The organism is Anaerosporobacter faecicola, assembly GCF_012070565.1.
Lineage (GTDB): Bacteria > Bacillota > Clostridia > Lachnospirales > Lachnospiraceae > Anaerosporobacter > Anaerosporobacter faecicola.
Genome location: NZ_JAAQRO010000042.1, coordinates 34,422 through 56,649, shown reverse-complemented (window position 1 = coordinate 56,649; position 22,228 = coordinate 34,422). Strand labels below are relative to the sequence as shown.

Below are 22,228 nucleotides of genomic sequence, written 5' to 3'. Positions count from 1 at the left end.
GAAGCTTGTGTGCGAAAGGTTGTTAGATTTATGAAAGGGCATGGAATTATATGAGAATATTGGTACCACTTAATAATATGGAGCACATTGATGATTACATTGAGGCAGGTGCAGGGGAATTCTATATTGGGTTTTATGATGAAGAATGGTGGAGAAAATATGGGGAGTATGCGGACATTAATCGAATGTCTGGTTTTCGAAAGAAAGCAAACCCATTTTCTATAGAAGAAGTAGTAGAAATAATTAAAAATGTTCGAAAAAAAGGCGTATTGATCTATGTCACTTTTAATTCCAGCATCTATTCGGAAGAACAATTAAATGACATTAGAAAATATTTTATAATTTTGAAAGAAGCAGAAGTAGATGGGGTAATTGTTTCCTGTATTGAGCTTGTGGAGCTGGCAAAAGAATATGATCTACCCGCAGTTGTAAGTACCATTAGTGGAGTCTATAATACACAGATTGCTAAGTTCTATCAGGAACATGGTGCCAAGCGAATTATTATTCCAAGAGACTTATCGGTGGATGAGATTGAGCAGATCGTGACGCAGGTACCAGAAGCGGAATATGAAGTCTTTATGATGCGAAATGGCTGTATGTTTTCCGATTCCAACTGTTTGGGAATGCATCGAAATGAACAATGTTCTATATGTGGTAGTTTGGTTTCTGCGCCTAATGAGATTCACATAAAAAACGATAGTTTTGAGAAACGTCATCAGGTGGAATGGAATGACCAATTATATACAAGATCATTTCATGAATATGCTTGTGGACTGTGCTCCATATACCGTTTTGTGCAGATGAACATTGCTGCCTGTAAGATTGTCGGACGATCAGATGAATGGAGTAATGTATGTCGGGACATTCAATATGTAAAGCAGAATATTGAAATCGCATCGGAATGTAAATCCCAAGAAGAATTCCTAAAAAGGATGCAATTACCCGAAGAAAGCAGAGTCATGTGTAAGATGGGCTTATCCTGCTATTATCCGGAGATGCGGTTTTAGAAAATATTAGTCGGATAGCCACTTGTAATGATTCGGAAAAAAATTGTGTGGACAGATATTATTAAGTTATGATATCATAATACATTGTTATGTAATTGCACATCACATAATGAAACTCTATCACCGATAGAAGGGGTAGGAAAAATCAAATGTTGACTGAATAGTCTCTGGAAGGAAAGAATCTTATGAACAAAAGACAGTTGAAAAAATCTCTCAACAATAAGGTAAAAGTGAATGTTGCTTTAGCAAGTACAGACAAGAAGAATGAAAAAAAGACAGCAAGTAAGTCCGAAACTAAAGTAACAAAGAAAGAAAAATGCACGATTAAGTGTATTACGAAAAAACTAGTTGGTGAATTCATTACAACAAAAGAAGAAGTTGTACCTTCAGGTTCTGAATTAATTAACGCTGGTGCATATGCACAGAATGGTGAAGTCGTATTCTTTGCAAACGTTAGTGGCAAAAAGGAAAATGCTGTTGTTGCAAATAAAGAATATGACGCAATCGTATATTTTACAGATGAGGTAAATGGTTGGGTTTCTAAAAATGCAGCGAAGACTTATACAAAGAAAGATTTAGTTGACGCCATTTATACAGCTGTGAATACGATGATTGAAGAGTATAACAAATAAAAATTAAGGACTTGTTGCACGAGGATTTCTTACATGGAAGATGTAATGGAGAAATAGTCGGGCAACAGGTCCTTATTTAGGTCACGCAAAACTCTTGTTAATTGTGAATAGCTTCCCCGCTGGGATACAATCGCACGAAACACACTACGCATTTAAGGACTTCTACATGTGTACGGGAAGTTGATGTAAGAGATACGGAACCGCCATCGATTCGGCATCGTGCCTCAGCTCAGGCTGGCCAGGCCTCCTTGCCTCGCCTTCCTAGGGAGGTGAGTACACATGAAGAAGTGCTAAGATGCTTCGCTATTGTTTCTTAGCGATTGTATCCCAGTGGGGAAGCAGATTTACGTTGTTGAGAGTTTTGCTGGTTTACTTTATTGGTGGGGGTAGCAAAACTCTTGTTAATTGTGAATAGCTTCCCTGCTGGGCTACAATCGCACGAAAAACGCTATGCATCAAAGGACTTCTACATGTGTACGGGAAGTTGATATAAGAGATACGGAACCGCCATCGATTCGGCATCGTGCCTCAGCTCAGGCTGGCCAGGCCTCCTTGCCTCGCCTTCCTGGGGAGATGAGTACACATGAAGAAGTGCTAAGATGCTTCGCTATTGTTTCTTAGCGATTGTATCCCAGTGGGGAAGCAGATTTACGTTGTTGAGAGTTTTGCTGGTTTACTTTATTGGCGGGGGTAGCAAAACTCTTCTTAATTGTGAATAGCTTCCTCGCTGGGATACAATTGCACGAAACACGCTACGCATCTACAGATAAGTAAAATCATGAGGATTTATTAATAGGGAACGGAGTTTGATTAAGCCTTCGTTACACTCGTTTGTACTTGCGGGGCTGGTGATGGCGATTCGTACTGCTTTGGGGACGGAACAGTTGCCGACGGCGAATCGTTCGGCTGCATAGACTTGTACGCCAGCTTGCCTTGCACACAATTCAAAGCTTGTTCCAGTAAAGTAATCCGGTAATTGTAGATAACGTAAGTTACATTCGGCTTCACAGGGGCTGATAAACCCTGCTAATAGGGAATCTGCTAGTTCATTCCGTTTCTGAATCTCCAATCTTCGATGGCAACGAATCTGCTCTGCTAGTCCAGATTGTATTAGTCTGGCTGCGCATTCGACCATAAGAGGAGATACGGAGATGGTATTATTATAGATCGCTACAGCGATTTTTTTTATGTACGCTTGTGGTGAGGCAATCAGTGCCATGCGAAGACCTGGGGATATGGTTTTTGACAAGCTCATGATATAGATCGTATTCTCTGGTGCAAGAGATTGTATGGAGGGTAAAATCGCAGCATCTGTTTTAAGTAGTGTATTAATGGCATCTTCTAGGATGAGCAAATGATTGCTTATTGCGAAGGCAGCAATCTCTTTTCGTAGTGACAGTGGCATCGTAACCGTTGTGGGATTATGAAAATCAGGGATGAGGTATAGCCCTTTGATATTTTCTGTCTTACAGATAGTCTGGACCTGTTCGATGGTAAAGCGACCATTTTTCAAAGGGAGAGCAACAAGTTGAATGCCTAACATGGTGGCAACCGTTTTAATTCCGGAATAGACCAATGAGGTAGTGAGAATCTTGTCTCCGGTTTGAAAAAGTGATGCTAAGATGCAGCAAAGTGCATTTTGTGAGCCATTGGAGAACAGAATCTGTTGTTTGGATACGAAACAATGCCCTTTTTGTAACCAGTGATTCGCGGCTTCTTGTTGGAAGGGAGAACCCATGGGACTGGAATAATTCAGATATTGATAGGATCCGGGTTCCTTTAGAATTGTTTGCATAAAGGAGGTGATCATGTCACCCTCCTCCAAGGTTGGAAGAATCGCCCCCATTTCAATGAAACCTTCACTTGGGGTATCATTAAGCACATTCAGCAAGATGGAATTGCTGCGGGCATCCGAAGAGACAAACGTTCCACGACCAATGGAAGCAGAGAGGAGTCCTTTCTGTTCACATAATTTAAATGCTCTCGAGATGGTACTTAGATTAAGGTCAAGATAGTCCGCAAGCTCCCGTTGGGGAGGAAGCATGGTACCAGGAAGCAGGGCACCACTCTTAATATCGCTTTCTAACTGGTATGCAAGAGCTTGGTAAATAGGTTTATTACTTTTGGTTAACTTTGGTTTCCAACTCATTGGATAATCGTCAAATGAATTAACAGGCATGAGATTCTCCTTTCTTGCAAACAATTTCTTATATTGTATTGCAAACAATTATAGCGTTGAAACCATACAATTACAATGCTATAATTTGAAAAAAATTCAAGGGGGAATTCATATATGCAAAACAAGCAAGCAGAACAATTCGAAGATTATTCTATCATTTCTAATCGTATGCGAAATACGAAACCATCTTTTATTCGTGAAATTCTTAAGGTAACAGAGAATCCAGAGGTGATATCCTTTGCTGGAGGGTTACCAAATCCTATATCATTTCCACAAGAAGCATTACAGGAGTCTATGAATCGAATCATAGCGAAGTACGGACAAAAAGTATTTCAGTATTCTACAACAGAGGGATTGCGCCCATTACGTCAATGGGTTGCTAAGCGTTATAGGGAGCGATATCATCTTCAAGTTACAGAAGAGGATATTATAATAACAACAGGGTCGCAGCAGGCACTTGACCTAATGGGAAAGGTGTTATTGAATAAGGGTGATCTTGTAGGAATGGAGGAACCAGGATATCTAGGAGCAATCCAAGCATTTTCATTATATGAACCAGAGTTTTGTGGAATTCCTTTGTTAGAGGACGGGTTAGATTTGGAAGTATTAGAGAGGGTTCTAAAGGAGAATAAGGTAAAGATGCTTTATACCGTACCCAACTTTCAGAATCCAACAGGCTTGACCTATTCTCTAGAAAAGAGAAAGAAATTGGGGGAACTGTTGCGACATTATGATACCGTTTTGATTGAAGACGATCCATACAGTGACCTATCTTTTGAAGCGGAAGTACTACCTTATGCGGGAGCAGGGGTGCTTGAAAATAGTGTTGTATTTGGTTCCATCTCGAAAATTATAACACCAGGTTTGCGTTTGGGCTGGATCTGTACGAAGAACCAAACAATTAGGGAGCAGATTGTCGTTGCGAAACAAGCTTCGGATCTTCATAGTAATATCTTTGCGCAGTATCTAATCTACGATTATCTAGAGCACAATGACTTGAAAGAACATATTGCGAAGATTAAGGAATTGTACCACTCCCAAAGCGATGCGATGCTACGTGCTATTGCGAGGTATTTTCCTAAAGAAGTCAAAGTTACCAGACCAAAAGGAGGAATGTTCATGTGGGCGGAATTACCACAAGGACTTTCCAGTATGAAATTATTCGAGTTGGCAATCAAGGAGAATATCGCATTTGTTCCGGGTAATCCCTTCTATACAAAAGAGGGAGAGGTAAACACATTGCGATTGAATTATACCAATTCGGATGCTACTATGATAGAAGAAGGAATTAAGAGGTTGGGAAAAGCAATTCAAACGATACTAGAAGATAGCTCAATGAACCAATGAGTTCCAGCGTTGTAGTTACTAATTTGGGCCTGTAAATACATAAAAGAGCTGATCGATTTAGAAAATGAGGAGAGGAATACAATATGAACCGCTTATTTGAAATCTTATATATATTGTTACAAAAAAGATGTGTTACTGCCAAGGAATTAGCGGAGCGGTTTGAAGTTTCCATACGGACGATTTATCGTGATGTTGATGCACTTAGCATGGCAGGCGTCCCTGTGTATACGAAGAAAGGTCGGTATGGTGGAATCTATCTATTGGATCATTTTGTTTTCGACAAAAGCTTAGTTTCGAAGAAAGAGCAGAGAGATATCCTGGCTGCACTGGAGAGTATGGCGGAAGTGGATAAGGGCAGTACAGATGCCATTGTTGACAAATTGAGTAGTATCTTTCAAATAGGGCAACCCAGATGGCTAGCCATGGATTTCTCTGATTGGAGTAATCAAAGACAGGAACTGTATGGGAATCTCAAAGAAGCAATCATATATCATAAAAGAGTACGGTTTCAATATTACAATCGACTAGGGGAAATCACGGAACGAGTGGTAGAACCTCTACAGCTGTGGTTCAAGGATTATACCTGGTATCTCAAAGCTTATTGTGTAATAAAAAAAGGTCTGCGAATCTTCAAATTATGTCGTATGCAACAGGTAGTTGTATTAGAGGAAACATTTGAAGAGGAGTATGGCAAGAGAATTGCTTTATTAGAAGAAGAGAAAACCATGTCGGAAACGGAACAAGGGAAGAAGGAAGAGGGAGAAGACAAGGTAGAACTATTAAAGGAACAATCAAAAGAGCATGAAGATCATATAATAGACAAGGGAAAAGGTAGACAATCAAACCTTGTCACCTTAACCTTACAGATCGAACGTTCCCAAGGATATCGGGTTTATGATAATTTTGATCTTGGTGACATTACGAAGATGGAGAATGGGGACTTTCTTGTAAAAGCGACATATGAATTAGATGACTGGGTATATGGATTAATCCTTTCCTATGGAAGTCATGTGAAGATTCTTGAACCAACTTGGTTGCAAGATCAATTTCGCACCTATTTGCTCGAAATTCTTGAACGATATGAGGGTGAGTAGAGAACGATAAAGGAAAGAAAATGATAAAAAGAAGAAAATGATAATAATAGATCGTACTAACATGCTGCAAAGAATGTAGGATTGATATAGTAGAGACTCTAAGTGAAATCTTAGGGTCTTTTTTTTATGCTAGAAATAGGGCATTGCTATATATCTGGTGGGCAAGCTTGGGAGAAGGAGCAGATTTTTGCAACGTGCGTTTTTTATAGGTAATCGGAATTTGATTTTTAAGAAGTGTAGAAAGATCATAATTCTTGTGATGATGAATAATGAGAATAAAAAAATACTATATTCAACAAATTAATTGTTTCGTAAAGAAAAAACGATGTCATCTGTCAGGAAATGGTGTCGTCTGTCAGGAATTAAACAATTATGGGAAATGTTGTGTTAAGATAAGGACTATAACTTTATAACTCAAACTTTGCACTTGAACCTTTTGAGCGCGTATGTGGTTGCTATGTGCGAAGTTTGAGTTTATATACCAAAATAGTACAAAATAGTAAGGGAAGGAGTATCGCATATTGTGCTTAGCGTACATAGTTTCTAATAAGTACGGGAAATAACCCACAGTAGGCAAAAGAATAACATGAAAAAAAGAATTGTAATAGTTGGTGTAGTATTGATGGGGATACTTGGTATTCGTCTGTATGTTAATGCATCAAAAACAGAAGAAGTTACTTGTAATTCTGAAGTACAAGAAGAAACAGTAACAACAACACAGAATGATGCAACATATACGTATGATAAGTTGGGAAGATTGATAAAAGTTATTTATGAAGATGGTAGTTACATTGAATATGAGTATGATGCAAATGGAAATATCACGAATATTAAAACTAGTAATTAGTACATAATGTATAGGAGTGGGATAATGGAGAGAGCAAAAAAATATCGTAGATTGATAAGTTTTATGTTGTGCATAATTGTCTTATTGAACACCGTACTGATAGATGGTGATTTCATAAAGGCTAAAGATAATATTACTTATCAGATGGATTCGAATGACCAAAGTGAACAGAATGTGATTAGCAGTTCAGGAGCTGCAATAGAAGAAGATGTATCAGAAGAGTCAGAAGAAACAGAAGAAATCCAAGATGAAGTTGAGATGCAAGAATCAGAAGAAGTAACGGATTCGCAAGGCAATGGAGAAGACGAAAATAATGATGAAACACAAAATTCTGAAACTGCGGATATAGTAGAATCAGCAATGAACTTGGAGATTGGAAAAGTAAACAGTAAGCAGATACAGTTAATTTGGAATTGGGAAGAAAAAACGACAGATGAAACCTATACCTATGAGTGCTATCGTAATAATGAAAAGATAGCATCTCAGGCAGAAGAAGTATATATTGACCAAGAAGTAAGTGGGAATACAATATACGAGTATCAGATTAAAGCAATTGATGCGTTTGGTGCTGTAGTAGAAGTTAGTAATATAGTACGTGCAACAACATATGATGATATGATCATTTCCCAATATAGATCATTAGAAGAAAACATGGAAGTTGGTGATCTAATCATTAACTCGTATGAACTTAACTTAAATGGTTATAACTTAATTGTTCATGGTGATGTGATTATCAATAAAGGAGCATTATCCTTCTATAATGGTTATTTGGAATGTGATGGTGATTTTTCGATTAATGATGGTGGGTATTTATATATGCTAAAGACCAATGACTATATGCTTGTTAAAGGCAATGTCTATTGGGGAGGCAATTATTCTAGATTAGAAGCAGGAACCTTAGAGTTAAAGGGAGATTTTTATCAGACGGTTAAAGGAAACTATTTTCAACCGTTGACAGAATGTCATGTAATCTTTAGTGGTGATGCTTTGCAAACGATTCAAGCAGTAAATCCATTTGAGGGGATAACATTTTCAACCATAGAGATAACAAATATGTCAGATGCAGGAGTGTATTCTGCAGTACCTATTCTATGTGATACGCTGATACGAAATGGGAATAACATACGGTATGGGACAATACCAGCATACTCCTATGGTTATCAACTAGAGCAGGATACGGAAATCCAAGGTGACTTTATACTGATGGAGGATACACTTGACCTAAATGGCCATACGCTAACAATTCACGGGAATCTTATACAGATTAGTGGTAAGGTTGCGATTAATGGAGGTAAATTAATTGTAGATAAAGATTACCGAATGCAGAATTTTGATCTGTTAACGAGACAGTATACGAGAGGAACTGGTAGGCTCATCATGTCGAATGAATCCGACGTAGTGGAGGTAAAAGGCGATTGCTATTTTGATGCCTATAATAAAAACCGATGTACCTTACTGAATGGTGATTTACGATTAACAGGAAACGTATATCTAGGATTGGGATTTAATACGGATGGAAACCATAATTTTATTCTGCAAGGAACACAAAAACAGGTAGTTACTTGTACTGGGAATACAATTAGTAATTTGATTAATAAGAATATATCTGAGGCGGGAAGTGTTGTATCGGGGCAGTTATATATTAGAAAAAACGTAGATGATGGGGGAAGAACGATTGGAGGAAACCTATATTTCATGTCATCTACTGTACCTGCTAATGGTATCGTAAGAGCTAATATAATATATAGATATTATACGGAACTTGCAAGTGAATATACAATTGATGGAGATGTAACAATCAATGCAAAGTGTGTAATATCTTCAAAATTAACGATTACTGGTTCGGTTAATGTAGAACGAAATGGGATTGTTACAATGAACAATGGGTCATTGGAAGTAATGAAGGATTTAAAGTTTGATTCTTCAGAAATATATATGGAACATGATACTGACTATATTTTGGTGCATGGTAATTGGAAATTTGCAAGCTATGGTAAATTAAGTGCGGGGACACTAGAGGTTAAGGGTGATTTTACTTGCAATAATATGACGATGACGGATACATTCCGAGTATTACTCTGTGGTACAGAGAAACAGATAATAACAGCCGGTGATAAAGCTCAATTTAATATATTAGAATTACAGAACACGAGTGGAGAAGGAGTTTATTCTGCAAAACCAATTAAATACAATAAATTAATTCGTAATGGAACGAAATTTTTAATTGTAGAGGAGTCAGAAGGAAATTATGGCTGGACCCTTCAACAAGATGAGATCATTAATAAGGATCTTTATTTGTCAACAGATACGCTAGATTTGAATGGACATACACTTACAGTAAAGGGAGATTTGATTCAATCAGGTGGAGAACTGTCAATAAATTCAGGTACCTTGATCATTGAGGGAGATTATCGAATCCAAACACGAGTAGAAGAGAATGATACCTATGTTTATAAGAAATCGACTGGTTACTTGTCAATGTTTAATGCAAAGGATACCGTAATCATAAAGGGAAATTTCTATTCTGCAACGGATATTGATACACGAGCTACATTGACAAGCGGAACCATGAATATAGCAGGAAATGTGTATATCTGTTCTGATGCAACGAATAATCAATATATATTTTGCTCTACACAAGATCACAAAGTGGTTTTGGATGGAGAAAAAAGCCAGAGTATAGAGAATACTTATACATATAATTTGAATACGATCGCAAATCTTGAGGTGACGAATGAACCAGATAAAACAATTATTATAAATGGTTCAATATATGTAACAAATCAGCTTCAACTCAATAAAACGGTATTTGAGGGATTACTAAAGTTAGATGCATATACGGCTCTTCAAGATAATGAGATATTCGGAAATGTTCTGTTAAATGGAGGTGAAAATCGAAATTTCTCAAAGGATATTCTTATTCATGGGGATTTACGTCTGAATAACAAACTTTATCTGGAAGGAAAAATTGAAGTACTTGGTAATGTAATTTGTGAAAAATATAGTGGAATATACCTTCGGAATGGAGCCTTACTGGTTAGGAAGAGTCTTCAGGGAAATGGAACGATATGTTTAACACATGAAAACGACTATATCTATCTAGAAGGTGATCTCAACTGGAATGGTGGAATGGAATTAGTAACAGGTGAATTTGAATTTAGCGGTTCAAATTTTAACGGCGGTGATACCTGTATCAGTCGTGATCATACTGTTCATTTCAAATTCACAGGTAAACAGAAACAAACGATTAATGTAAGGCAGGAATTTCGATTTGGTATTCTTGAAATCTTGAATGAATCAGAGGAGGGAGTTTGGTCAGCAAAACCGATTCAATATAGTGAATTAATAACGAATGGGAATCGGTTTACCATTGGTACCAATGAAGCAGGGGAATATGGAAGAACACTGGAAGAAGATGAAACTTATCAAGGGGATTACCCATTTATAGAAGGTATCCTTGATCTAAATGGTCATACATTAACAGTTGAAGGTGATTTCATACAATCGGGTGGTGTTGTAAAAGTAAATAATGGATCACTGCTTGTAAAAGGAAATTATATTCAAAAAGCTGAGGATAATACGATCAGTACCGGCCGTCTTATTATGGAAAAGGCAGAGGATATTGTTGATATTGATGGAAATCTATCGTGGAATTCCATCAAAGATGTTGGTAATGATTTTTGCGATGGAACCTTACGTGTAGGTGGGGATGTATCAATTGAGTTGACTCAAAAATTCCAATTTACAAAGAATCATACTCTTGTATTCAAAGGCACCAAAAATCAGAAATTAGAGAAATCATCCTTTATTGATATAGCCAATATTAAAATAGAGAATGCACAGGATAAGAGCGTTACCTTTCCATATTATAATCTTGTTACAGGTACATTCGACGATGGAGGAAAGGCTATTGTTGGAACAGTAAATATCTGTAATAGTACACGTTTTACTAATAATAAAACAATGACGAATATTAATATTAATAAACCAACTACAACATCTGACAATGTCACATTTGGTGGGAATTTATCATTGTCTGAAGACTGGTATGTTGCAGGTGAAGATATTCATATACTAGGAGAACTAACTAATGGGTGGTATGCAAGCTTGTATATGGAAGAAGGTAAGCTTACAGTTCACGGTGATTGTAAACTGATAGGATCATCATGGTTTGGTGATTGTGAATCTTTCTATATGACTCACCCAAAAGATTATATTTTAGTTGAGGGGAATTTCTCCTTTAATAATAATCCAGCTGTTTTAACAGATGGTATTTTAGAAGTAAAAGGAGACTATGCTGGATATTGTACAGCTTCAGGCAATCACCGTGTTATCTTAAGTGGATCGAAGAAGCAATGTATTACGGCTGGAACGTTTGCAATTTTAGAGCTTGCCAATACAAGTGAAGAAGGGGTATATACGAAGGTACAGATCAAATATAACCAGATTATAACCAATGGCTGTCGATTTACTATGGCAGGACAGGAGATTACTATTGGCTGGAAATTAACAGAAGATATGACAATTGGTGGAGATCTTATCCTAGGAGCAGGTACGTTAGATCTGAATGGACATCATCTTACAATTCAAGGAAATCTTAAACAACCTGCCGGTTGCGTGTATATTAATGGTGGAGAACTTACGGTTGAAGGAGATTATCTGGTCGTTGGATTGAATGAAGATCCAACCAATACTTCAACAATCAGTTACGGTACGATCAAGATGACGAATGAGAAAGATTGTATAACGGTAAAAGGTGATTTTATCTCATGGTCCAGAAGTTATAATTTTAGTGATCTTACAGCGGGAAATATGTACTTAGAAGGAAATTTTATTGCAGATGACTATCGTAACTATTTTTGGGCAAGCAAAAGTTTCACTGTAACCATGAGTGGAACAAAGAAGCAGATTTTAAAGGGTGGTATAGTATTACAAAATTTAGTGATTAATAATCAAAGCAATTCCACGGTTGACATTTTATGTGGTTTATGTGTTAATGGAACATTAACTGATATCAGTAAGAATGTAGGTGGGAACTATTATGTGAATATAAGTTATTTCAATCAAGTAACAGATGGGTATTGGAGTGGAAGTCTTTATATAGTTGGTGATAATAAGTTAGAGGAAGATTTCTATGTGGAAGACTACTTCTATTTGGGAGGATATGAAAATAGGAATGCGATATATAACTTAAATGGACATACCATAACAGCTAGATATATCACAGCCTCTAAATCAAGTACTTACTTAGAGGGAGGAAAAATAATTGCACATAAAAACATGATAATGAATAGTTCTCTATATCAGAAAAATCCGTCAGACGAGATTATTGTTGGAGGCAACCTCTCTGTTGGTGGTTATATATATGCGGAGAAGGGTAAGACAGAAGTAAAAGGCGATTTTACAGTCACCGGAACATATAGTTCAACAGGAGAACATTCCACAATCCTTTCAGGAAAATCAATAACGAATGGTCGGCGATATGTGCAAAACGTTGCTGTGAATACGAAAACAAGCTTTAACAAATTAATATTAACAAAGAATCTGAACAGTGGATATTATAGTAGTAGTGATTTTTCGTCCAAAGCGGCGGAACTGGTTATTGATATTGATGATCAGGAACCACCAACAAAGGTGGTAAATCTTAAGGTAACATCTGCGAATAGTTCAGAAATTAGACTAGCTTGGCAAGCAGCGACAGATAATACAGCAGTACTAGGGTATGAAATATACCGAGATGGACAAAAGATAGTAACAACTACTGATCCATATTGTAAGGATACAAGACTAGAACCAGGACAGACATATCATTATGTCGTATATGCATTTGATGCAGAGAGAAATATAGCAGAGGCATCAGAGGAAGTCATTGCTATTACTGCACAAGATGAGCAATCACCAGAAATTCCAGGGAATACAACCGTCATTAATCGGACAGGATCTACCATTACAGTTGGTTGGACAATGGCAATTGATAATGTTAGGACAGTTGGCTATGAAATATATAGGAATGGTGAATACCTTACAACAACAACAGACTGCTTTTATCAGGATAAGGAAGTTAGTAGTAACACAGAGTATTCTTATACGATAAAGGCATATGATAATGCAGGTAATAAATCAGAATTAAGTGAAGCAGTTGTTTCAAAACTGGAAAACCCAAGAATTATCTCTGTATTTCCGCCACAAGCATCTACAATAAGTGGGAAAAATGCAGAACTAAATGTGAGATTCAAGAATATAGGGTACAGTAATAATAACAAAGTAAGCTTTGAATACTCTACTGATCAGCAGGAATGGACTAGAATTAATCCAATCTATGTTGGGCAACAGGCATATAACGTTTTACAGTATCAAGCACAGTATACATGGGATATCAGTAAACTTCCATCGAATGGAGAATACTATGTTAAGTATACAGTAATTGATGCAGATGGGAATGAAGTAAGTAAAACTGTTTCGTATTATATTGATAAAGATGCGCCGGCAAATGTCAATGCATTTGCAGTAAACTCCAAAGCAGGTCTTGTATATATTACTTGGCTTCCTTCAAATTCACAACATATTGATTACTATACAATCTATAGAAAGCAGTCAGACAAAACAAAGTATACAGAGATCAGTAAGATAACAGATTTAGAGCAAGTTATGTATATTGATAAAACTGCAAAACAAGGTGTCGAGTATGATTACTATATGATTGCTACGAATAAGTATGGACAAGAGTCTCTTCGTAGTGAAAAAAATAATATCATGGTAGAACCGGATGATCTTGCACCATATGTATCTGCAGTTTTCCCAAGATCTGGACGAGTAAGTGGTATAACAACAGTAGAGATCACTGCAAAGGATAATATAAGTGTAGAAACCTACTTGTTATACGGGAAAGAGGAAAATGACACAGAGTGGATATTAGTTTATGAAGGGGAAGGAAAAGATGGTACATGTAGTATTCCGTGGGATACTTGTAATCTAAATGGTAATTATCAACTAAAAACCATAGCTTGTGATGGGACAGGCAATAGAAGTACAGAAGTAATTACGGGAACGTATATTGTAGATAATGAAGGAATTAACAAAATTGAAGGGTTACGTGCGAATGCATATGATTCCTATATTAAATTAGAATGGGATGACGTTTCAGAGGAAGATTTTGCGTACTTTTCAGTAGAACAGAAAACGGGTGATACCTATAAAGAGATTGCCCAAGAAAGCAAAAACCTTGGGTATTATGTGAAGAATCTACAAGCCGCTACAGAATATACATTCCGAGTTGTAGGATATGATACATCTGGAAATCGAGGAACACCTTCGGAAGAGATTGTGGTAACGACGAAAGCGGATGAAGTACAACCAGTAATTAAGATTGTTGGTCCTACAATTAAGCAACAGAAGGAGGTTATACCTCTTACGATGACGGTTGCAGATAATATTGGAACCAAGGAAGCAAGTTTTTATTATTCTTATGATAAAAATGACTGGAAACTAATCAAAAAGATTACATCAGATCAGTTACAGCAGAGTACTACATATACGACTGATTTTGATATATCGCAGTTGGCTGCAGGAACAGTCTATGTCAAATTCGAAGCGTTTGATGCGAATGGGAATAAAGTAAGTAATCAACCGGAAGTCATTATGGAATATCTTATTGACCAATCAGCTCCAAAGCAACCAACAGGAGTGAAAGCTACGGGATATGATGGGTATATAGAAGTTACATGGGATGAGGGCGAGGATGAGGACATAAAAGCGTATCAGATCTATCGAGCCGTAGACTCTGATATATTCGAACTTTATCAAGAAAATGTATGTACTAAGAATTTTATTGACACCAGTATTACAAGTAATACAGCTTATTCCTACAAGATACAACCAATTGATGTTGTGGGGAATGAAGGAGCGGTATCAGCGGAGACGGTCACCTCTTCAACTCCAGATACACAAAAGCCTGTAATCTATGGAATTGGACCAAAAGATGGAACAACGATGAACAGCAGTAAAGCAATCAAAGTTGCAACAATGGATAATACGGGATTGCAACAGATTATTATCGATTTTAAATCACAAGATGAATCAGATCAGTGGAAAAATATCGTTACAGAGACACTTACGGGCAAAGACTATCTGTATTCGAAAACATGGGATATGTCAGGAATGGAAGATGGAACCTATCAAATTCGTGTACAAGTAACGGATCAAGTAGGAAATGCAAGTGACTACTCTTATGTTACTGTGACATTAGATAATCATGTTGAAGAAATTGAGAACTTTGCAGTTGCGCAAGGAAATTGGGAGTTAAAGTTAGATTGGAACGCTTGTACAGAAGACGATTTTTCTTATTACGAGATCTATAAGAAAGCAGAAGGAGAAGAATCTTTTGATTTATTAGGATCGCTTGAGGAGAATACTTATACAGATACAGATGTTGAACCAGAGAAATTATATAGCTATAAAATACGTGTCTATGATACCTGCGGGAATTACATGGAATCGGAGGAACTAGAAAATTATGCACTGGATGAGGATACGACACCACCTGTTGCCATAACTGGTGAGTATATGCAAGGGGTAGTAGATGAAGTATTGAAGTTTGATGGTACCATGTCTACGGATAATGTAAGAATCATGCAATACCAGTGGGATATGGGAGATGGAACTACGTTGGAAGGACCAAATCCGATCTACGCATATCAGAAAGCAGGAACGTATACAGTTACATTAACAGTTAAAGATGCCCATAATAATAAAGGACAATGTACGATAAAGGTAGAGATTAAAGAAAAACCGAAGATGGGACAAAGTACGATTCGCGTAACAAGTCAATCAGGAGGTCCAATTCCGTATGCGAACATATGCATTGAAGAAGAGGATGAAGTTAAGAGCTTTGTTGCAGATTATAATGGAGAGATACAAGTTACGTTAGAGGAAGGAACGCATCGAATTGCTGCATATGATAATGGATATCTGCCAGCAGATCAATTGGTCATGATCTATGAAAAACAGGAAAATGAAATTGAACTGCAATTGGAGAAGGGAGATATCATAACAGGAGAATTGAATATTCATCGAATGACATTGGAAGAAATGCTCGTAGCGGGAATTGATTTAAGTAATCCTGATAATATGGAAACCTTTACTTTTTCTGTAAGTTTAGCATTTCAGAAAAAACCAATACCAGTAGAGTTAGAATATTATGTTATTGGAGATTTTGAATATGAGGATAATGTCAAAGTAAAACCAATAAATGATAAGGTAGAAGAGATTGCAAAGAAAAATAATATGGAAGTAACCTACGTGAGTACCAAGGAGAATAGTACGGGGGAAGTTAAGAAAGAAGATGTACCAATTCTGGCTTATATCCATACACTGCAATCTGTATCTTGGTTGAAGAAGATGTATCAAGTTGATTTGGGAATTCTTAATAATGCAGATCCCCAATTTACGATAACGGATTCGAGAGCAACACTGGAATTACCGGAAGGAGTAAAATTAGCAGCAACAAAAAACGGACAAAGTCTCGTACAATCAATGGGAACAATTCAAGGAAAAGAGGAAAAGTATGCTTCTTGGTATGTAATGTCAGAAGATGCAGGTAATAAGACACTTAAGGCATCCTTTGATGGTATTCTCAATCCTTTCAAACGTGCAGTTCATGCAGAATTTGAAAAAGAGTACAATTTTGAAAAAGAGGGAACAGGGCTTGAAATAAACGTTTATGCAGAAGATAGTGCATATATTGGAGAAAACTATTATATGCAGTTTCAGGTTACCAATACTTCATCAGAACCAATCTATGGGGTACAAACGTCATTTCCTGCTTTTCAGATGCCAAAATATAAGGTAACGGTAGAAGATTATGTGACGGGAGAAGTTCAAACAGTAGAGCAGGAACAGGTTGTTTATTCGATGGATTATCCAAGTTCTTGTAATAGTATTCCTGTTTTATATGGTGGTGAAGAGATTCATGTGAAAGCTTTGTTACCGGGAGAAAGTATATTTGGAACGTATTGTGTTCCATTTACAGGAACGGGAGATGCAGATAAGGAATACTATGAACTGGCTGAATCAGCTGTTCGTGTATTAAAAGGTTCTAATACCGAGGCATCGGTTAATTTATATACCATTGCAAGTCATGTTAGCAAATACATTGTTCATACCGTAGTAATTGATATGACATGGGCTGATCCAATTGATGCAGCAACAGGTGCTTTTACAGATACGTATGAAACAATGGCTATGACAAGTGATTCCACATTGTCCTTAGATTTGGACTATAACTCGTTAGCAGCAGAGGAAAAAGGAGAAGTAGGATACGGCTGGAGCCATAATTATGAATCTTATATTGAGGATAATGGATCTTCCATAAAAGTATATCAGTCTCCAGGACAATACGTGTTGGCTGTTCCTTCCGATGCAATACAACGAATGGTGAATGGTGTGATTGTAGATGGAACAATTCAAGTAGATGACAGACAAGGTGCCATTACATATGAAGGAATCTCCTATGGAACGGAAAAATGTCACATAACGAAAGATACGAATGCGAAGTATTGCTATGTTGTGACTTTCCCAAATGGAGATACGAGTTATTACGATAAAACTGGTCAACTTAGAAAAATGAAGACCGAGAATGGAAAAGAGATTGATTTAGAGTATTCCACGAATAAAACAGTGATAACGAATCCAATATCAAACCAGAACTTAATATTAAATTATAGTGAAGAGGGACAATTAATCAGTGTTGCGGATGGAACTGGTAGAAAAACAACCTTATCCTACAAAGATGGTTGCTTACAATCTGTAACAAATCCACTTGGGGAGAAGACAACATATGAATATGACAAGGACAAGCAATTAAAGACTTCCTACAATGCGGATGGAATTGTTCGTTACACAAATTATTATGATGCCAAAGGTCGAGTCGTAAAGCAGGAAGATGCCGATCCAGACACGCCGGATGTTACGATGACGTATGAGGAAAAAGGTAATATAACGGAGACGGTCCTAACGAATCGGAATGGAGAGAGTTTTACTCTTACAACGGACAAACATGGAAATGTCTTGAAAGTTGTGGAACCAGAAGGTGGCACACAGATCTACAACTATGAAAATGGAAATCAACTTACTTGGGAGAAGATGTTATCAGATGCTACCATGTACTATGAATATGACCAAAATGGTAATAGAGATAAAATAATTGATTGCTACAAGAATGAAACGAAGATGACCTATGATGAGAAGGGGAATGTAACAACCGTAACGGATCCTTATGGTGTTGTTACTAGTTATGAATATGATGAACATAATCAACTAGTGAAAGAAACAAAAGCAAGTGGTTTGACAAAACGGTATGAATACAACGAGAACGGTCAATTAATACTGGAATATGAGGATGAGGAGTGTATCAAATCCTATGCATACAAGGATGGCTTACTGGTTTCGTTGGTTGATAAACGAGGAGAGACGGATTATACCATTAATTATACGTATGATGTATACGGAAATGTGATAGAAACGACAACTTCAGATGGTCTTACACAGAAGTTCTCCTATGACAAATTAAATCGTTTGATCAAACAGATTGATGAACTTGGGAACGAAATTGCATATACATATGATTGCGATGGAAACCGAAAAACAGTAACAGCAAATGGTATTAAAACAACCTATACTTATGAAAATGGTAATCTTGTAAAAGAAACAAAAACAGATGGACAGGGCACAACTTACGAATCTACATTTACTTGTGATAATGAAGGAAGTGTAACGAAAGTTGAAAACTGGGATGGTAGTACGACTACATCGAAGTATGATAAAAATGGAAATGTAGTGCAGACGATTCATAATGATGAACTAGTGTATAACTACGTGTACGATCAGGCCAACCGGTTGGTTAAGATGGAAGAGCCTGGCGGTCTGGTAACGAAGAAGGAGTACTATCCAAATGACCGTATCAAAAAAGTAACAAACCCGGATGGAACTTGGATAAGCTATGTGTATGATAAGAATTGGCGTTTAGCAAGTACGTTAGATAATAAGGGGGGAATAACCAGTTATGAGTATGATGAATCTGGTAATGTTACTGCATCTACGAATGAGTTAGGTGATACGATTCATTTTACATATGATAAATATGGGAATATGATTACAACCACGGATGCAATGGGGAATGTTACGAAGTATGCCTATAATAGGAAAGGCGAATGTATTAAGAAAACCAATGCACTCGATGAGGTTACAGAATTCGCTTATGATAACCGTGGAAATCTAATTCGTATCGTCATTAAGGCAAAGACCGGTGACATATGTGAATCGTACGAGTACGATGCTCTCAATAGAATCGTATGTGTAACGAAAGCAGATGGTACGAAGACTCGTACAAACTATGATGAACACGGAAATTGTAAGAGTGTTCAAACAAGTGGAAGTAATGAGCAGACGGGTGAAGAAGAAAGTCAAACGGTTGAATACGAATATGATGTATGGAATCAATTACAGTCAGAGACAAGCCCAGATGGTGTACAGACAATCTATGAATATGTGGAAGGGCAGAATTCCATCTCAAAGATGATTGAATATGCCAATACCAATGCAGAAAAGATTACAAGCTATTCCTATGATGAATTAAAGAGATTGACAGAGTCAACGGATGCATTGAATGGAGTAAGCCAATGTACGTATGATGAGACAGGTAATGTTGCAAGTATTACGAATCCACTTGATGGAGGATTAACTTATGAGTATGATGAAGCTGGTAGAGTAACAAGTAGGAGCAATACGAAGAAACAAACCAGCCAATACTCTTATAATGCAGATGGTTTACTTGAGGAAAGTAAGGATGCAAACGAGAATACAACCACTTATGAATATGATGCACTAGGAAGAATCTGCAAGAAGGTGGATGTACTTGGAAACATTACTTACAAGTATGATAAGAACAGCAATGTAATTGAGGTAAAAGATGAAAATGGTACAATAAAACGAACATATGATGCATTAAATCGGGTAAAAACCTATACCGATTATAAAGGGCAAACAGTAGAATACAGCTATGACGAATTAGGAAATCTGATTTCATTAACATATCCTGGTGGAGAAATAGTTCGGTATACTTACTATGATAATGGAAATCTGGAAACGGTTGTTGACTGGGATGAACGAGTAACCAAGTATTCGTATACGAGTATCTCACAGATTAGCCGAATGGACCGTCCTGACGGAACAGCAGTATTATATGAATATGATTCAGCTGGTCGTAAAACATCCATGAAAGATATTCGAATCGACACGGATGAGGTCATCTCAGAGGAACTTTATCAATATGATGAAGCTGGTCAGATTACGACAATTACAAAAAATGCAAACGATGGTGCCACAGCGGATCGTGCAAAAGATGTGAAACCAGTAACCATGACGTATGATAAGGAAAATAGACTTTTAACCTATAATGGTGAAAAGGTTGAATACGATAACAATGGTAATATGGTGTATGGACCACTAGATGGCGAAATGGTACAGTATGTATATGATTGTAGAAACCGTTTGATTCAAGCAGGGGATGTCAGCTATGAATACGATGCAGAAAACCAGAGAATTGCAGTCATTGAAGCAGGTATAAGAACGGATTATGTAATCAACTCGAATACGACATACTCTCAGGTATTAACAGTAACGGAAAGTAAGATCGATAATACCGCAGATGTTGAAGGTGAGCAGGCAGAGACAACAATAGAAAATGGAGCTACCTCCTATGTATATGGTGTTGGATTACTGTCTCAACAATCGGAGGATTCCGGTTATTTGACCTATCACTTCAATAACATTGGAAGTACCACTGCTATAACGGATCAACATGGAGAAGTAGTACAAAATTACAAGTATGGACCTTACGGAGAATTACTAGAAGCAAATGAGGAAGAGGATACTCTCTCAATCCGTTTCTTATACGTTGGTGAATATGGTGTTATAACTGATGAAAATAGTCTATGCTATATGAGGGAAAGGTATTATAATGTAGATAGTCGACGTTTCATTAGTGAAGATTATGTCATTGGGGATATTCGCGATAGTGCAAGTCTGAACCGATATGCATATGTAGTGGGAAATCCGTTGATCTACATAGATCCATTTGGAACGAATCCGAAGAGTTTGTTGACTACATTAGGACACAGCATACTGAATGTGGTAGGTTTCATACCAGGTGTTGGAGATATGGCCGACCTAATCAATGCCGCTTGGTATGCAGCGGAAGGAAATACAAAAGAAGCCTTAACATGTTTAATATCTGCAGTTCCATTTGTTGGTTCCACTATTGGAAATACCATTAGAATAGCAAGTAAAGGTGCCAAGTGGGCACTGAAAGCAGCCAAATATGTTGAAGCAATCAGTAACATCGCAGCGGGAGCTGCTACTCTATATCGTACAGCCGGTAGTGCAACAGAGAGAGCAATTAATCTTTTTGATAAGTATGTCGTAAAAAAAGAAAAATTTGACGGAAAAGGTGCCATGGAGGTCATGGGGCTGGTTGTCGATACGGTAGGCTGTGTTTTATCTGGTAAACAGATGAAAAATGGAATCGGTGCACTGAGTAAACAGATGAGACTGGATAAGCAGATCAAGTTTGCCATGGACGGATATAGCCTTGCGGATGCAGATCCTTATGATATGATGTCGAAAAGAGGTATGCCATCTGTAGGGGATAGTAAGGGTGGTGATCCTTCTGAAAATTATGTATATAGAGCACTTAACCAAAAAGATTATGAAAGACTATCTAATGGACTTGGGCTTGAAGCAAGAAATCCAGATGGTACATGGACATTACAACAACATATAGTAAATGGTTCTGGAACAAATCCAAAAGCATGGGCAAATGACCCGTTTATCTCAACTACATTAGACATTAATGTTGCAAAAGGTTTTAATGAAGCTGGTAATGGCTTGGGTATAGCAAAAATTGATCTAAGTAAAGTATCAAATGAAAGCTTTAAAGGATTTGAGATATTTCCACGTGTTAATGGACAAGAAGGACTTGCATATCATTATTCAGTTTGGCAACAAGAGGTTTCCGTTAAGAATAGTATTCCACTGGAAGCAATTGTTGGGTATATAAAATAAAAAGG

Annotated in this window: 7 protein-coding genes; 6 read left to right on the top strand and 1 reads right to left on the bottom strand. The window is 37.2% G+C overall.

Annotated features, from left to right (window positions below; all coding sequences use genetic code 11):
• Positions 1-50: 50 nt before the first annotated feature.
• Both HBB17_RS17315 and HBB17_RS17310 read left to right on the top strand, forming a co-directional pair.
• Positions 51-1,007, top strand: a complete 957-nt coding sequence (locus HBB17_RS17315; RefSeq protein ID WP_167958747.1) for a peptidase U32 family protein — start codon at positions 51-53, stop codon at positions 1,005-1,007.
• Positions 1,008-1,192: 185 nt separating this feature from the next.
• The gene (locus tag HBB17_RS17310; protein WP_167958746.1) at positions 1,193-1,639 is read left to right on the top strand and encodes a hypothetical protein; all 447 of its coding nucleotides are present in this window, start codon (positions 1,193-1,195) and stop codon (positions 1,637-1,639) included.
• Between the two features lie 760 nt (positions 1,640-2,399).
• On the opposite strand, the gene HBB17_RS17305 is transcribed toward HBB17_RS17310, so the two are convergent.
• A complete protein-coding gene (locus HBB17_RS17305; protein WP_167958745.1) occupies positions 2,400-3,818 on the bottom strand; it encodes an aminotransferase-like domain-containing protein in 1,419 nt (472 codons plus the stop codon).
• A gap of 114 nt (positions 3,819-3,932) precedes the next feature.
• Here HBB17_RS17305 and HBB17_RS17300 point away from each other — a divergent pair, with 114 nt between their 5' ends.
• The 4 genes from HBB17_RS17300 to HBB17_RS17285 all read left to right on the top strand — a co-directional run bounded on the left by HBB17_RS17300 (position 3,933) and on the right by HBB17_RS17285 (position 22,223).
• A complete protein-coding gene (locus tag HBB17_RS17300; protein WP_167958744.1) occupies positions 3,933-5,165 on the top strand; it encodes an aminotransferase-like domain-containing protein in 1,233 nt (410 codons plus the stop codon).
• An 83-nt stretch (positions 5,166-5,248) separates the two neighbouring features.
• On the top strand, positions 5,249-6,259 hold the full coding sequence (locus HBB17_RS17295) for a helix-turn-helix transcriptional regulator (RefSeq protein WP_167958743.1): 1,011 nt from the start codon (positions 5,249-5,251) through the stop codon (positions 6,257-6,259).
• 586 nt (positions 6,260-6,845) lie between these two features.
• The gene (locus HBB17_RS17290; protein WP_207717373.1) at positions 6,846-7,106 is read left to right on the top strand and encodes an RHS repeat domain-containing protein; all 261 of its coding nucleotides are present in this window, start codon (positions 6,846-6,848) and stop codon (positions 7,104-7,106) included.
• A 24-nt stretch (positions 7,107-7,130) separates the two neighbouring features.
• Positions 7,131-22,223, top strand: a complete 15,093-nt coding sequence (locus HBB17_RS17285; RefSeq protein ID WP_167958742.1) for a fibronectin type III domain-containing protein — start codon at positions 7,131-7,133, stop codon at positions 22,221-22,223.
• Positions 22,224-22,228: the final 5 nt, after the last annotated feature.

Bases quoted from the DNA above. Each gene is read 5' to 3' on its own strand.
- HBB17_RS17315 (WP_167958747.1), top strand. From the start codon at position 51: ATGAGAATATTGGTACCACTTAATAATATGGAGCACATTGATGATTAC.
- HBB17_RS17310 (WP_167958746.1), top strand. From the start codon at position 1,193: ATGAACAAAAGACAGTTGAAAAAATCTCTCAACAATAAGGTAAAAGTG.
- HBB17_RS17305 (WP_167958745.1), bottom strand. From the start codon at position 3,818: ATGCCTGTTAATTCATTTGACGATTATCCAATGAGTTGGAAACCAAAG.
- HBB17_RS17300 (WP_167958744.1), top strand. From the start codon at position 3,933: ATGCAAAACAAGCAAGCAGAACAATTCGAAGATTATTCTATCATTTCT.
- HBB17_RS17295 (WP_167958743.1), top strand. From the start codon at position 5,249: ATGAACCGCTTATTTGAAATCTTATATATATTGTTACAAAAAAGATGT.
- HBB17_RS17290 (WP_207717373.1), top strand. From the start codon at position 6,846: ATGAAAAAAAGAATTGTAATAGTTGGTGTAGTATTGATGGGGATACTT.
- HBB17_RS17285 (WP_167958742.1), top strand. From the start codon at position 7,131: ATGGAGAGAGCAAAAAAATATCGTAGATTGATAAGTTTTATGTTGTGC.